Source organism: Burkholderia sp. 22PA0106, from assembly GCF_047497155.1.
Lineage (GTDB): Bacteria > Pseudomonadota > Gammaproteobacteria > Burkholderiales > Burkholderiaceae > Burkholderia.
Genome location: NZ_CP163162.1, coordinates 2,979,219 through 2,993,448 on the forward strand (window position 1 = coordinate 2,979,219; position 14,230 = coordinate 2,993,448).

Sequence of the window (14,230 nt, forward strand, 5' to 3'; positions counted from 1 at the left end):
CCTCGCGGGCCAGGCCGGCGAGGGGCTGCGGCTTACATGGCCGCTTCGAAAATCGCGATGACCTGCGCCAGCGTGGCCCGGCGCGGGTTGGTCAGCATGCAGGCGTCCTTCTGCGCATTGACGCCCATCACTTCGTGATCCTCGGCTTTCACGCCGAGCCCGGCGAGGCCCGACGGAATGCCGACCGAGGCCGACAGGCGGCGGATCGCCGTCACCGCCGAGGCGGCCGCATCCACCGTGGAGAGGCCCGCCGTGTTCACGCCGAGCAGCGCGGCGATCTGCGCGAAGCGCTCGGGCGCTGCGATCAGGTTGAATTCCGAAACGTGCGGCAGCAGGATCGCGTTGCACACGCCGTGCGGCAGGTTGTAGAAGCCGCCGAGCTGGTGGGCCATCGCGTGCACGTAGCCGAGCGACGCGTTGTTGAACGCCATGCCGGCCAGGTACTGCGCGTAGCACATGGCCGCGCGCGCTTCCATCGATTCGCCGTTGGCCACCGCCTTCGGCAGCCATTCGCCGATCAGCGCGATCGCCTTCTCGGCGCAGGCGTCGGTGATCGGCGTGGCGGCGGTCGAGACGAACGCCTCGACCGCGTGCGTCAGCGCGTCCATGCCGGTGGCGGCCGTCAGCGCCGGCGGCATCGCCACCATCAGGCGCGGATCGTCGATCGCGATCAGCGGCGTGCAGCGCCAGTCGACGATCGCCATCTTCACGTGGTTGCTGGAGTTCGTGATGATGCAAAAGCGCGTCATTTCCGCGGCCGTGCCGGCCGTGGTGTTGATCGAGATGAGCGGCGTCATCGGCACGCTCGACTTGTCGACGCCTTCGTAATCGCGGATATGCCCGCCGCCCGCCGTGACCAGGCCGATGCCCTTCGCGCAGTCGTGCGAGGAGCCGCCGCCCAGCGACACGATGAAATCGCAGCCTTCCTGCTGGTACAGCTTCACGCCGTCGTGCACGTTGACGTCGGTGGGGTTCGGCTCGGCGCCCGCGAAGATCACGGCCTGCAGGCCCGCCTCGCGGAGGGTGCTCGCGATCTGCTCGGACAGCCCCATCTTGTGCAGCCCGGCATCCGTCACGATCAGCGCTTTCTTCGCGCCCAGCGATTTGGCGCGCGTGCCGGTTTCCCGGGCGCAGCCGGGGCCGATCAGGGTGACGCAGGGGATGAAGAAGCTGTCGGTGCGATCTGCGATGCTGAGGTAGCTCATGTCGTCTCCAAAGTTTTGTGGGGGCATCCGGGTACCCGCAGCGCTTTTCGCAGGAACCGTACCAATCGTGAAAAGCCTTGCCGAACAAGGGTTTCGCGAAATCGGCCGGGTGCCCGCGATGTTGACGATCGCCACAGGTGTTGCGTTTCGAATCAACCCCGCAACAGTGTTGCAAGCGGGCGGAACAGCGTCCGGCCCCGTTTTTATGGCGGTCGCACCGTTTCGATACGGTCAATTCCGGCCCCGAATCCTGCCGTTTGCGGGTGGGCGTTCCCCCGTATTGACCTGCCGCGCCAGTTAATCAAAATGGAAGCATTCATCCGCCGGGAGAGGCGATGCGTAGCGTATTCAGGTCCGATCACGCGAATCGCGCAGCAGGCACGCCGCCGGCGTCGAATGCGTCCGTGCGCGCCCCCTCTCCCGCTGCACCGCAACAGCCCCGCTTCGGGGCGTCTGTCGCGCTGGTGCGCCGCAACCTCGGTTGTCCTGATTATTCCCGCGAGCCGCGCGCAGCCGGGTTCGCGCGCAATGCTGCAGCTGCACGGTTCCCTGTTCCCCTTCCCGCTTCTCGTTCCGGCACCTTGCCCGGAACGCGCGCCCGGCCTCGTCGAATCGGGGCCGTCCATCCGGCGTGCCGCGCGGCGCGCCATCCGAGCTTCTCCCGAGACCGTTCCGAGCGGCCGACCATAACGATCCCTACTCACGGAGCCACCGACCATGACCGCGACCACCTTCGATTCGAAATCCGTCATTGACCAGGACGGCTGGCTGATCCGCTATTGCGAGCGCGGCCGCGTGTCCGACTCGGTTATTCGGGGCGGCATCAGCGCGCTGCTGTGGCAGAAGCTGCGCACCGAGCATGTCGACGACGACGTGGCCCGCATCGACGCGCTCAACACCTTCGTCGACGACCTGAACCGCAGCCCGATCGCCACCGATTCGCAAACCACCAGCCGCGAGCTGCACGACATGCCGGCCGCGTTCTTCGAGGCGCATCTGGGGCCGCGCGTGAAGCAGTCGTGCTGCTATTTCCCGCAGGGCGAGGACACGCTCGCGCACGCCGAGGACGCGATGCTGGCGCTCTACGCCGAGCGCGCGGAGCTGGCCGACGGCCAGCGCGTGCTCGACCTCGGCTGCGGCTGGGGCGCGCAATCGCTGTGGCTGGCCGAGCGCTACCGGCAATCGCATATCGTCGGCCTGACCGTTTCGCAGCGGCAGCGCGAATTCGTCGAGCAACGCGCCAAGGCGCGCGGGCTGACCAACCTGACGATCGTGACCGGCGACATCGCCACCTACGAGTTCGCGCCTGGCGACGCTCGCTTCGACCGCGTGCTGTCGATCGAGAACTTCGAGCACATGAAGAACTACCGCGCGCTGCTCGCCAAGCTCTCGTACTGGATGAGCGACGACGGCAAGCTGTTCGTGCATCTGTTCGCGCACCGGCTGGTGGCGTATCACTTCACGGCGCAGGACGGCAACGACTGGATGTCGCGCCATTTCTTCGGCGGCGGCACGATGCCGTCGGCGGACCTGCTGCTGCGCTTCCAGGATCATCTGCGCGTGGAAAAGCAGTGGTGGCTCGACGGCACGCATTACCAGCGCACGGCCAACCACTGGCTCGCGTCGCTCGACGCCGCGCACGAGCAGATCCTGCCGATGCTGCGCGAGACCTTCGGCGAGGACAACGCGCCGATCGTGTTCCAGCGCTGGCGCATGTTCTACATGGCGGTGGCAGGCCTGTTCGGCTATCGCCACGGCAAGGAATGGGGCGTGGCGCATTATCTGTTCGACAAGCGCTCGGCGGCGGCGGTGGGGAACGCCTGAGGAGCCTGAATTCGGGCCGGCGGTTTTCCGCAGGCCCGATAGCGAAAAAAGCGCGTGCCATCGAAGGCACGCGCTTTTTGTTGCCGATCCCGCCGAGCGACGCCGCCGCCGTCAGGCGAGCTTGCGCACCTCGCTCAGTGCGCGTTCGATATCGGCCGGCGAATTGACGATGCCGGCCGAAAAACGTGCATACGACACGGCGTACGGCGTCGTGCTCGCGACCACGCCGCGTTCGCGAAGCCGGTCCACCGCGGCGGCCGGCGTCCAGCCCTTGACCTCGAAACAGACGAACCCGGCCGACAGATCGCGCCGACGCGGCGTGTGCAGCGTCACGTGACGCATGCCGGCCAGCCCTTCCTTCAATTGCCCGTTGAGATCGAGAATCCGGTTGGCGATGCGCGTGCGCCCGATGCGCTGGTGAAACTGAAACGCCTCCACCGTGGCCCATTGATTCTCGTACGCGAAGAAGCCGCCCGGGCTGACCCAGGCCGCCTGCGTCGGGCCGCGCGGGTCGCGGCCCTCGCGCCAGGCCGCGCTGGTCTCCGGCGACATCAGCGACGGAATCGTCGGCTGCACCAGCGCCCAGCTCGCGGGGCGGCCCCAGACGATGCCGTTGCCGTGCGGCCCCAGGATCCACTTGTGCGTGCCGGCCGAGAAGAAATCGCTGCCTTGGCGCGCGACATCCTCGTCGAGCACGCCGAAGCCGTGCACCCCGTCCACCACCAGCAACACGCGATCCGCCTCGGCACGCTGCGCGTTGATGGGCGCCAGCGCGGCCGACACCTCGCGGATCGGCAGCACCACGCCCGTGCCCGAATGCACCCAGGTCACGCCGAGCACGCGCGTATTCGGACGAATCGCGGCGATCAGCCGCCCGACCATTTGATCGGCCGAGGCCGTCGCGCTCTGTTCGTACAGCGCGATCTTGCGCATGCTGCCGCCCCACTTGTTGACGGCAAGGCGGATCGATTCGTGATGCGGATAGAAGTCGTGCGTGGTCGTCAGGATTTCCTGGCCCGGCTTCAGCGACAGGCCGTTGTAGATCAGCGCGAGCCCGACCGTGGTGCTGCTGGTCAGCGCGATCTCGTCGGGTTGCCCGCCCACGTATTGCGCGGCGGCGGCGGCCACGTTGCGCCAGAGCATGTCCTCGGGCTTCGCGAACATGTGATCGTCGAGATAGGCATACGGGTTCTCGTCGAGCGCGCGGCGATGGCGGTCGATCGCGGCGCGCACCGGCGCCGGATACGAGGCGAGGAAGAAGTTCGACAGATGCGCGAGGCGCGGGTCCAGATTGAACTGCGCGCGCACTGACGCCCAGTCGTACGGATCGAACGCAAGCGCGGGCGCATCGGCGGCGCGCGCGAGCGGCGCGACGCCGGCCCCCAGCGCGAGGCCGGCGGCGGCAGCACGAGAGCCGTGAGTCAGAAACTGGCGGCGATTGGTAGTCAACGAATGCTCCAGTAAAAGGTCGATTGCGCGGCGGCGCGGCGCGCCCCGCGCGCCCTGCTCATGCGCTGGCGCGTCCCGCGAACAGCGCGCCGATCCGCTTCCCGTACAGGCCGATCGCCAGCCCCAGCACGATGAACAGCGTGGCGAGGATCTTCGGCAGGCCCACGTGCTCACCGAAGATCGCCACCGAGCCCAGCATCCCGAAGATCGGCACCAACAGCGACAGCGGCGCGACCGTCGACACCGGGTATTTCTTCAGCAGCACGTTCCAGATCCAGTAGCCGAACAGCGTGGTGGGATAGGCCTGGAACAGGATCGAGAAGATCGCCTTGCCGTCGAAGTGGGCGAACGTCGCGGCGTAGCCGGCCGCGCCGTGCTGCAGCCAGGCGATCGCGAACAGCGGGATCGGCGCGAACAGGCTCGACCACACGAGGAACGCCAGCACGTCCTTGGTGCCCGATTTCTTGATGATGATGTTCGCCGTGCTCCAGGCGATCGCGCCGACGATCACCAGCGCCACGCCGAGCGGCGCCACGCTGCCGTCGGTGATCGTGATGATGCAGGCCAGCCCCAGCAGCGCGATGACGATGCCGGCGACCTGGTAGCGCGACAGGCTTTCCTTGAACACCACCGCGCCGAGCAGGATCGTGAAGAACGCGCTGAACTGCAGCACCAGCGACGCGATCCCGGCCGACAGGCCGGCCTGGATGCCGAGGTTGACGATGCCCCACAGGCCGATGCCGAAGATCAGGCCGTACGCGGCCAGATAGCGGAATTCGACCTTCGGCCGGCGGATCAGCAACACCGCCGGGAACGCGCTGAGCGTGAAGCGGATGCCCGCCAGGATGAACGGATCGACCGATTGCAACCCGAGCTTGATGACCGAGAAATTCAGGCCCCAGATGGCCGTGATGAACACGGCGAGCAGGATGTCGCGAAGCTTCATGATGATGTCCGATGGTGACGGAAGTGGCGGAAAGGGGAATGCGGCGCGCGTGGTTCGCACGCGCGCCGCGTTTCGGGATGGGCAGGATGGGCGAGCACGACGCTCAGGCCGCCTGCGCGACGGAGGCCGCGACAGAAGCGGCGACGGCCGGCGCGGTGCGGGCCGCGTCGAACAGCCCGCGCAGCCAGGCGTCGGTCTCGACCGCGTCGCTGCACGCGACGATCCCCGCGAGCGGCGCCTCGTGCGCCGAGTAGGTGATCCGCTGCTGCAACGCCGTGCCGGGCGTCAGCTCGGCCCAGCGGCGCACCACCGGATCGCGCCGGAACGCGTCGATGCCGTCGATGCCGCGATAGGTGCCCGGGCCGCCGGCATGGCCGGGGAACACGAACCAGCCGTGCCACGCCGCTTGCGTCTGGGTATCGGGCAACGCGTGCGAGGGCGGTTCGCCGGTCAGGATTCGCAGTTCCTCGGACGGCAGATGCACGCCGGTCGCCAGCTCGAAGGTGGCCACCACGTCGGCGCCCCCCACCCGATTGCCGACTTCGAGGAACACCGGGCCGGCCGGCGTCTCGATCGCTTCCAGGTGGAAGCTGCCGTGTCGGATGCCCACCGCCGCGAGCGCGCGGCTCGTCCACTCGCGCAATGCGGGCGTGAGCGGGAAATGGCAGGAACCGAGCGGCTTGCCCTGGGCGAACCCGAGGCAGGTGCCGACATAGCGGCTGGCGGTGACGGTGGCGAGACGGCCATCGGCGATCAGGCCGTCGAAATGCAGCACGTCGCCGTCCACGAATTCCTCGACCTGATAGGCCTGCGCATCGAGTTCGCCACGGTCGAGCCGCACCGCGCCCGAAGCGCGCGCCTGCACCGCGCGCAAGGCCGCCTGCGGGTCGGCGAACACCACCACGTCCTCGCTCGATGCGCCGCTGTGCGGCTTCAGCACGGTCCGGCCCGACCAGCGCGCGGCGCCCGGGTTGTCGAGCCATTCGGGAAGCCGCAGGTAGCGCGGCACGCGCAGCCCGGCCTGCTCGGCCTTGTGCTTCATGCGGACCTTGTCGCGCACGCATTGCACCGCGTCCACCGACGGCCCCTCGACGCCGAGCCATTCCCGCAGGCGAGCGGCATCGAGCAGTTCGTACTCGGACAGCGACAGGATGCGGTCGAAGCGGCGCGGCTGCGCGCCGAGCCAGGCGCGCGCCTCGTCGTAGGCGCTGTGCTCGCCGGGCCGCACCACCGCTTCGTGGCGCAGGTCGGGCGGCAGCGTATCGATGATCGGCTGGGTGCCGAAATACGTCACGTCGTGACGCGTGTGATCGATGCCGCGCGCGTAATCGATGCGGGCGTACGGCACCCGATGCAGGATCAGAATCTTCATGATCGGAATCTCCTCTCAGGCCGCGAGCGTGACCGACTGCGGAACATGGAAGCCGGCGCTGGCGAGCTGCGCGACCCAGGCCGCGCGCACCGCCTGCACCACCTCGCGGATGTCGGCGCGCGCGCCGTCCACGGCGAGGCAGGCCTGCGCCGCGAAGTCGCCGTTTTCGCGCGCGACGGCGGGAATGAAACGCGTGTGCGGCGACAGCCAGCCCCACTCGATCAGGTGCAGCGCCGAAGCCGGCAGCCCGCAGCGCTCGGCCGCCTGCGCGAACGTCGCGGCGAGCAGCGCCTCGCCCTGCGCCGTGGCGGGCGGCGTGAACTCGCCGTCCTCGGGCACGCCGAGCATCACGGTGGCCGCATGGGTGCTGCCCGCTTCGAGCCGGACGTCGCGCGGATGGCCGAACGCCGCATCCACCCAGAGCGCATAGAAATCGACCGCGTACACCGCCTGCGCGATGGTCCAGATCTTCATGCCGGCGGGGCGGCGGTTGGGCTCCACCACGGCGGCGCGCGTGCCGTCGTCGCTCAGTTTGATTTCGTTGTGGAACGGGCCGTCGCGCTGCCCCACCAGCAGGTTCGCGATGCGGCCGGCCCGGCTCAGGGAAGCGCGCTCGGCCACGCTCAGGCGCGCCGGGAGAATTTGCGCCACCTCCACGGGGTACTGGCCGTCGGCGCTGACCTTCTCCGTGATGAAGGCCGTGTCGCCCACGCCGTCGAACGAGTATTCGCGACGGTACGGAATCAGCGCCTCGCAGATCGCGCCGTTCGCCAGATACGGCTCGACCAGCGCGAACGCCGCATCGAGCCGGTCGCCGGCGCGCACCACCGCCACGCCGCGGTTGTTGCCCTCGCACGACGGCTTGATCACGAAGCCCGCCGGATGCGCCTGTGCGAAGGCCTGCACGTCGGCCAGCGAGGCGATCGCCGCGCTGCGCGGCGCCATGATCCGTTGCGCATCGAGCAGCGTGCGCACCGCGTCCTCGGCCAGGCGGTAGTCGCGCTTGCTGAACGCGCCGGCCGCCAGCGCGGCCGAATCGACCGGCAGGCCGAGCCGTTCGAGCAGCGCCGCGCCGCGCTGCACGGCGTTGTCGGAGAACACCAGGCCCGCGCGCAGGCGCGCCCGGTACGGTGCCAGCGCGGCCTCGGCCGCCTCGACGAAATCGTCGGCCAGCGGATCGAGATCGATCACGTAGCGGCAGATTTCGCGATCGCGCGGGCCGGGCGCGGCGCGAATCAGCAGCGTGTCGACACGGTGATGCGCGTGGGCGACACGCACCAGATGCGCGACGTCGGCGATGCGCGTCAGGTTGTAATCGACGATCAGCAACAGCGGGCTCGTTTCGCTCATCACTCAGGCTCCTGCGGTCGTTTCGCTGGTTTGGTAGCGCACCGCGAGCGTATCGGCCGTGACGGCCAGCAAGCGCGGCAGTTCGGCGTCGCGCCGCTCGCGCGGCAGATGCCAGAGGATCTGCCCGAGAAACACCTCGCGCGCGGCCGGCTCGATCTCGTCGCCGGGCTTGAGCAGGATCTGGGTCAGCAGCGGCGGCGGATCGGTCGGCTCGACGTCGATCCGTTCGATGCGGCCCGGCTCGGCGAAATAGACGCGGAAGAACGTGGCGCTGGTGCCGGGCGGCACGCCGTCGGCGCGATAGGACACGCTCGCCAGGGTGTCGAGATAGGCCGGCGACGGCACTTCGTCGGCCTGCGAGACGAGCAGGTCGAGCCAAAGCTCCAGCACGCTGGCCTGGCCGTTGAGCGCCTTCACGCTGCGCGAGATCAACGCGCCACCCACCCGGGGGTTCACCTCGATCAAATCCCAGCGCGCACCGTCGAAGCGCGCCTCGATATGAAAGCAGCCCCAATCGAGCGCCAGTTCGGCCAGCACCTCGCCGATCCAGGCGATGCCGGCCGCGTTCTGCGCGTCCGACAGCGAATGCGGCGGGCTGGTGCAGCTATCCTCGAGCACCGTGCCGTCGCGCTCGGTCAGTTGGCACTTCTCATGAATGCCGACCACGTAGGGGCGGCCGTCGGCCACCAGCACCTCGAAGCTGAACTCCTTGCCGCTCACATAACCTTCGGCCAGGAACTCGATGGTTTCGCCAAGCACGGACGTATAGACCGTATCGGCGCGCGCCTTGGCGGCGATCGCGTCGAGCGCTGCCCAGGTCGTGTCGCGCGCGAGCCGGAACGCGCCGTAGGATGCGATGCCGCGCACCGGCTTGACGAAATACGGGTGACCGTCGCGTTGCAGCTCGGCCAGCGTGGCGGGCGTCAGCTTGTGCGCACGCACCCGCGACAGCCCCGCGTCGTGCAACTGCGTGCGCACCTTCAGCTTGTCGCGCAGTTGATCGGCGCGCTGCCAGGGCAGGTCGCCCACGCCCTGCAACGCGTTGCCGTAGGCCATCAGCGCGCGATAGCCTTCCCACACGCTGATGCAGCCCTTGATCGTATGGCCCTGCTCATGCAGGGCCGCGAGGGCGTTCTCGAGGTCACGGGTACCCAGTTCGTGAGCATCCGTGGCGAACACCGTCTCCGCCAGCTCGCGCAGCGCGGCGAGCCGGGCGTCGCCGTGCTCGGGGAGCGGCCGCGACGACAGCACCCATGCGGCGAGGCCGCGTGCATGACACGCCGCGATCAGATCCTCGGCGAAAGAGAAACCGCAGTGACTCAGGATGAGAACGCCATCGGTTTTCATCATCGCTCCCCGATCAGGCCGCGGCTTTCAGCGTGGCGGCGATCTTGTCTTCGTAGAGTTCCTTGAAGTAGAGCGCGAGCACCGTCTGATGTTCGTCGAGGTAGCGCTTGAGCGCCTGGATATCGTCGTCGCTGCGCAGCAGGTGACGGATCGCGGCCCACACTTCGCCCGGGTGGTCGTCGTTGATATCCGTGTGCGAATGCGAGATCTGGCCGCCGATGTTGCCTTCGCCCACCGAACCCTTCAGCGCTTCGATCTTGCGCGGTTCGAGCTTCACGTTCACGTATTCGACCAGGTACGAATAGGCGACCACGCCCAGCGGCCCTTCGTGATCGAGCAGGTAGGAGAAATAGCCGGTCAGCAGCTTGGTCGACAGGTACGGCTCGGTGGCGAGGAATTGCTCGCGGCTCACGCCCGCCCGCTCGAGATCCTGAATGAACAGTTCGTCGTGCAGCATTTCCTCGCGCTCGTAGTTCGCCCAGATCTGCGCCGCTTCCGGGCTGCGCTTGGCGATTTCGACGAGCGCCTTCGATTCCGACACGCGCAGCAGGCGAATGCGCCATGCGGTTTCGATCAGGTGACGCTGGTAATAAGTCGAATCGATCGTCTTGCCTTCGAGGTGCGCGGCATACGGCACGGTTTCATACCATTTGTCGATTTGACCGTCGATGATGGCATCGATTTCTGCGCGCAATTCAACCGATCGTGCAGCATTGATGAACGGAACGCGATTCTCGAAGCCGACGTTTTTAACGCGATTGCTCATGATTACCCTCGTCAATAGAAGTGGAGTTTTCAATAATCACGTGCGAGAGAAGCCGCACGAATTCGTACTTCGCCATTCAGCCGGCATTGGCACGCCAGCCTGAATTCATCGCCCGGATAACCGAGCGCGTCGAGGAATTCCGCTTCCGGGGCATCTCGGGTGCCCAGATGCGGCAAGCCTTCGACGACCTCGATCACGCACGCGCCGCACGCGCCGGATTTGCAACCGAACGGGATCGATTCCTGGTCGTACAGCTCGAATTCCAGTTCGGTCAGGCTGCTGCCCGGAGGCAGCCAGGCCTCGGCGTTCTGCGGCAGGATCACGATCTTGTGCACACGCATCCCTCCCGGCCTGCGCAGGGCAAGCCGCGATAACAGTTGATCAGTATTGCGAAACGTGAGTACCGAAGCGGATACCGCTTCAGTCGGGCGAACGGAACATGCCGCCGTGGCAATTGCAGGGGTTCATTTATTTATCGGAGTCAGGTGTATTTTTCACGCGCTCCGATAATTATGTTTTCATCGGTGAGCGCGCGCTCTCAGGTGCGGAGCCATGCTCACATATCCGGTTGCGACTTGCAATCAGATTTTTTGCATATCCATTTCGTTTTATGGACTTTCAAACTGTCATCATGACTACATCAAACATGATCCGCATCCCGGCGCATTGCGCCACGAGTCGCCGCCCAGAACACCAGCGCGACGAAACTGATGCCCGCGCCCAGCGCGCACACGCCGAGCCACCCCGCGCGCGCATACACGGCCGTGGATGAAATCGCCCCCAGGCCGCTGCCCACCGAATAGAACAGCATGTAGCAACCCACCAGCCGCGCATGCGCCTCCGGCCGCGTGCTGAAGATCATGCTCTGATTGACGACGTGGATCGCCTGACCGCCGATGTCGAGCAGGATGATGCCGGCGATCAGCAGCCAGATCGAGGTGGTCATGAAGGTGATCGGCAGCCACGAAACCAGCAGCAGCGCCAGCGCGATACCGGTCGTCACCTGGCCGAGGCCGCGATCGGTCAATTGCCCGGCCCGCGCGGCGGCCAGTGCGCCCAGTGCGCCCACCAGGCCGAACGCGCCGATCGTCGTGTGCGACATCGAGAACGGCGGTGCGCTGAGGGGCAGCACCAGCGCACTCCAGAACACGCTGAACGCGGCGAACATCAACAGGCCGAGCATGCCGCGCACCTGCAACACGCGCTCATGCCACAGCAGCGACCCCATGGAGCGCAGCAGCGCGCCGTAGCTCAGTTGCGCACGCGGCGTGCGCGGCGCGGGCAGCAGACGCGACAGCACGATCAACATCACCACCGCGAACAGGCCCGACACCAGATACACCGCGCGCCAGCCCGCGATGTCGGTTACCACCCCGGCGAGCGAACGCGCCATCAGCAAGCCGATCACCACCCCGCCCTGCGCCGCGCCCACCACCCGGCCGCGCTCGCCGTCGCCTGCCAGCGTGGCCGAATAGGCGATCAGCCCTTGCGTCATCGCGGTGCCGAGCAGGCCGACGCCGACCATGCCGGCGAGCAGCGCCAGCGGCGAGGCCGAAATCGCCACGCCGACGCAGGCGAGGATCAGCAGCGCCAGTTGCACGGCGATCAATCGCTTGCGGTTCAGCAGGTCGCCCAAGGGCACCACGAACAGCAGCGCCAGCGCGCAGCCGAGCTGGGTGGCGGTGATCACGCCGCCCACGTCGGCATGCGAGATCTGGAAATCGTTCGCGATCGAATCGAGCAGCGGCTGCGCGTAATACACGTTCGCAACGCTGGCCGCGCAGCACACGGCCAGCAGCGTGACGATGGCCGTGGGCAGCCGGCCAACCGCACCGCCCTTATTTTCTGCATCGCCAAGCCGGCCTTCCCTGGCGGAATTCGCGGGTGAATTCATCAGTACTCCCCTGGTAAAGTGGTTGCAATTCAAAACTGGATGCAGTGTAGGGAAGGATGTTTTAAAATGCAACGAGTTGTGCGCGGCACCCAAGCCCGCGCAGGCGCGTCGAGGAGGTCAGAATGGTCAAGCAGAAGAGCGCGGCGGATTCGCCGTGCCCGGTGGCGCGGGCAACCGACATCGTCGGCGACCGGTGGGCATTGCTGATCGTGCGCGATGCGTTCGACGGCGTGCGCCGCTTCGGCGATTTCCGCAGCAGCCTGGGGGTCGCCAGCAACATCCTGTCGGCGCGTTTGAAAATGCTGGTGGATGCCGGCATCTTCGAGATCGTGCCGGCGTCGGACGGCACCGCTTATCAGGAGTACGTGCTGACGAGCCGCGGCGAGGCGCTGTTCCCGGTGATCGTGATGCTGCGCCAGTGGGGCGAGGCGAACCTGTTCGAGCGCGGCGAGAAGCACTCGGTCATGGTCGAGCGCAAGAGCGGCCGCGCCGTCCGCAAGCAGGTGCTGCGCGACGCCGACGACAAGCCGCTGAAGGCCGCGCACACGATCGTCAGGAAAATCGAGGCGTCCTGAGCGCCCATGAAAAAACCGCGCACGAGGCGCGGTTTTTTTTGGTCCATCGGTGATCGGCGGCTTCAGCGCACCACGGCTGCCCGTGCGCTGTCCTGACGGCGGCGATACGCCGTGTCGCGCGTCGCCAGCCAGTAATACAGCGGCGAAGTCAGCAGCAACCCCACGATCCACGACAAATCCGCGCCATCCAGGTAGCCCGGCACCGGGCCGGCATACATCGGCGTATTCATGAACGGGATCTGCACCGCGATGCCCACCGCGTAGGCGATCAGCGCCTGCGGGTTGAAGCGGCCGTAGATGCCGCCATCCACGCGGAAGATCGACTCGATGTCGTAGTCGCCCTTGTGGATCACGTAGAAGTCGATCAGGTTGATCGCCGTCCACGGCACCAGCACCACCAGCAGCGCCAGCACGAGGTCCACCAGGTGGCCGATGAAGTTGGTCGACACGCCGATCGCGCCGTAGCACGAGGCCAGCAGGATCACGATCGAGAACACGGCACGGGCGCGCGCCGTCGGAATCCAGCGCCACACGAAGGTCTGGATCGACGTGATGGCCGACAGCACGGCGCCATACAGGTTCAGCGCGTTGTGGCTGATCACGCTCAACAGGAACAGCACCAGCATCAGCGGACCGAACGGGCCGGTGGCCTGCTTGACGGCATCCATCGTATCGGCGCCCGGCGCAACCGCCAGCACGGCCACCGCACCGAACGAAAACGCCAGCGTCGAGCCGATCGCGCAGCCGAGGTAGGTGGCCCAGAACGTCGAGGACACCTTGACATTGGCCGGCAGGTAACGCGAGTAGTCCGATACATACGGGGCGAACGCGATCTGCCAGAGCGCCGACAGCGACACCGTGGCGAGCCAGCCGGCGAAGCCGAAGCCGCCGCGCGTCAGAAAGTCGGCCGTTTGCACGTGCGTGAAGATATAGCCGAAGCCCACCACGATGCCGATGCCGAGCACCCAGGTGCCGATGCGGTTCAGGATGTGGATGAAGCGGTAGCCGATGATGCCGATCAGGCCCGAGCCCACCGCACCGACCACGATGCCCACCGGCACCGGCACGGCCGAGGTAATGCCGTGCAGCGACTTGCCGGCCAGCACGATGTTGGACGCGAAGAACGCCACGTACATCACGCCCGCGATCAGCGTGACGAGCAGCGCGCCGAGCGAGCCGAACTGCGCGCGGCTCTGGATCATCTGCGGGATGCCCATCTGCGGGCCTTGCGCCGAGTGCAGCGCCATCAGCACGCCGCCGACCGCCTGGCCGACGATGATCGCGATGATGCCCCACACCAGGTTCAGGTGAAACACCTGCACGCCGAGCGCGCCGGTCACGATCGGCAGCGGCGCGATATTGCCGCCGAACCACAACGTAAACAGGTCGCGCACCTTGCCGTGGCGATCCTCGGGCGGCACATAGCCGATCGTATGCTTTTCAATCAATGGGGACGCGGTGCGCTCCGGGGTGGTCACGATGATGTCTCCTTGCGTGCGCGG

At 67.0% G+C, this 14,230-nt stretch carries 12 protein-coding genes; 2 read left to right on the forward strand and 10 right to left on the reverse strand.

Annotated features, from left to right (window positions below; translation table 11 throughout):
- Positions 1 to 32: 32 nt before the first annotated feature.
- The gene (gene mdh / locus AB4850_RS12855; RefSeq protein WP_414440188.1) at positions 33 to 1,205 is read right to left on the reverse strand and encodes an iron-dependent methanol dehydrogenase; all 1,173 of its coding nucleotides are present in this window, start codon (positions 1,203 to 1,205) and stop codon (positions 33 to 35) included.
- A 717-nt stretch (positions 1,206 to 1,922) separates the two neighbouring features.
- Here mdh and AB4850_RS12860 point away from each other — a divergent pair.
- Positions 1,923 to 3,029 carry an SAM-dependent methyltransferase gene (locus AB4850_RS12860; protein WP_414440189.1) on the forward strand — a complete coding sequence of 369 codons (1,107 nt, stop codon included), beginning with the start codon at positions 1,923 to 1,925 and terminating at the stop codon, positions 3,027 to 3,029.
- Between the two features lie 111 nt (positions 3,030 to 3,140).
- Here the strand turns inward: AB4850_RS12860 and AB4850_RS12865 are convergent, their stop codons facing one another.
- The 8 genes from AB4850_RS12865 to AB4850_RS12900 all read right to left on the reverse strand — a co-directional run bounded on the left by AB4850_RS12865 (position 3,141) and on the right by AB4850_RS12900 (position 12,153).
- Positions 3,141 to 4,478, reverse strand: coding sequence for an aminotransferase class V-fold PLP-dependent enzyme (locus AB4850_RS12865; RefSeq protein WP_414440190.1), 1,338 nt, complete (start codon positions 4,476 to 4,478; stop codon positions 3,141 to 3,143).
- Positions 4,479 to 4,536: 58 nt separating this feature from the next.
- Positions 4,537 to 5,424 (reverse strand): EamA family transporter, encoded by an 888-nt coding sequence (locus tag AB4850_RS12870; RefSeq protein ID WP_414440191.1) that lies wholly within the window; start codon positions 5,422 to 5,424, stop codon positions 4,537 to 4,539.
- A 103-nt stretch (positions 5,425 to 5,527) separates the two neighbouring features.
- Positions 5,528 to 6,796 (reverse strand): ATP-grasp domain-containing protein, encoded by a 1,269-nt coding sequence (locus tag AB4850_RS12875; RefSeq protein ID WP_414440192.1) that lies wholly within the window; start codon positions 6,794 to 6,796, stop codon positions 5,528 to 5,530.
- Between the two features lie 15 nt (positions 6,797 to 6,811).
- On the reverse strand, positions 6,812 to 8,146 hold the full coding sequence (locus AB4850_RS12880) for an ATP-grasp domain-containing protein (protein WP_414440193.1): 1,335 nt from the start codon (positions 8,144 to 8,146) through the stop codon (positions 6,812 to 6,814).
- A 3-nt stretch (positions 8,147 to 8,149) separates the two neighbouring features.
- Positions 8,150 to 9,496, reverse strand: a complete 1,347-nt coding sequence (locus tag AB4850_RS12885) for an ATP-grasp domain-containing protein (protein ID WP_414440194.1) — start codon at positions 9,494 to 9,496, stop codon at positions 8,150 to 8,152.
- Between the two features lie 10 nt (positions 9,497 to 9,506).
- Positions 9,507 to 10,259 carry a hypothetical protein gene (locus AB4850_RS12890; protein ID WP_414440195.1) on the reverse strand — a complete coding sequence of 251 codons (753 nt, stop codon included), beginning with the start codon at positions 10,257 to 10,259 and terminating at the stop codon, positions 9,507 to 9,509.
- A gap of 29 nt (positions 10,260 to 10,288) precedes the next feature.
- Complete coding sequence (locus AB4850_RS12895) at positions 10,289 to 10,594, reverse strand: 2Fe-2S iron-sulfur cluster-binding protein (RefSeq protein WP_414440196.1); 306 nt, start codon at positions 10,592 to 10,594, stop codon at positions 10,289 to 10,291.
- Positions 10,595 to 10,899: 305 nt separating this feature from the next.
- Positions 10,900 to 12,153 carry an MFS transporter gene (locus AB4850_RS12900; RefSeq protein WP_414440197.1) on the reverse strand — a complete coding sequence of 418 codons (1,254 nt, stop codon included), beginning with the start codon at positions 12,151 to 12,153 and terminating at the stop codon, positions 10,900 to 10,902.
- Between the two features lie 122 nt (positions 12,154 to 12,275).
- On the opposite strand from AB4850_RS12900, the gene AB4850_RS12905 reads away from it, so the two are divergent.
- Positions 12,276 to 12,728: a winged helix-turn-helix transcriptional regulator gene (locus AB4850_RS12905; protein ID WP_414440198.1), complete on the forward strand. Its 453-nt coding sequence runs from the start codon at positions 12,276 to 12,278 to the stop codon at positions 12,726 to 12,728.
- 62 nt (positions 12,729 to 12,790) lie between these two features.
- Here AB4850_RS12905 and AB4850_RS12910 read toward each other — a convergent pair whose 3' ends face one another.
- Entirely contained in the window at positions 12,791 to 14,206 is a 1,416-nt protein-coding gene (locus AB4850_RS12910) for a purine-cytosine permease family protein (protein WP_414440199.1), read from the reverse strand.
- Positions 14,207 to 14,230 lie beyond the last annotated feature (24 nt).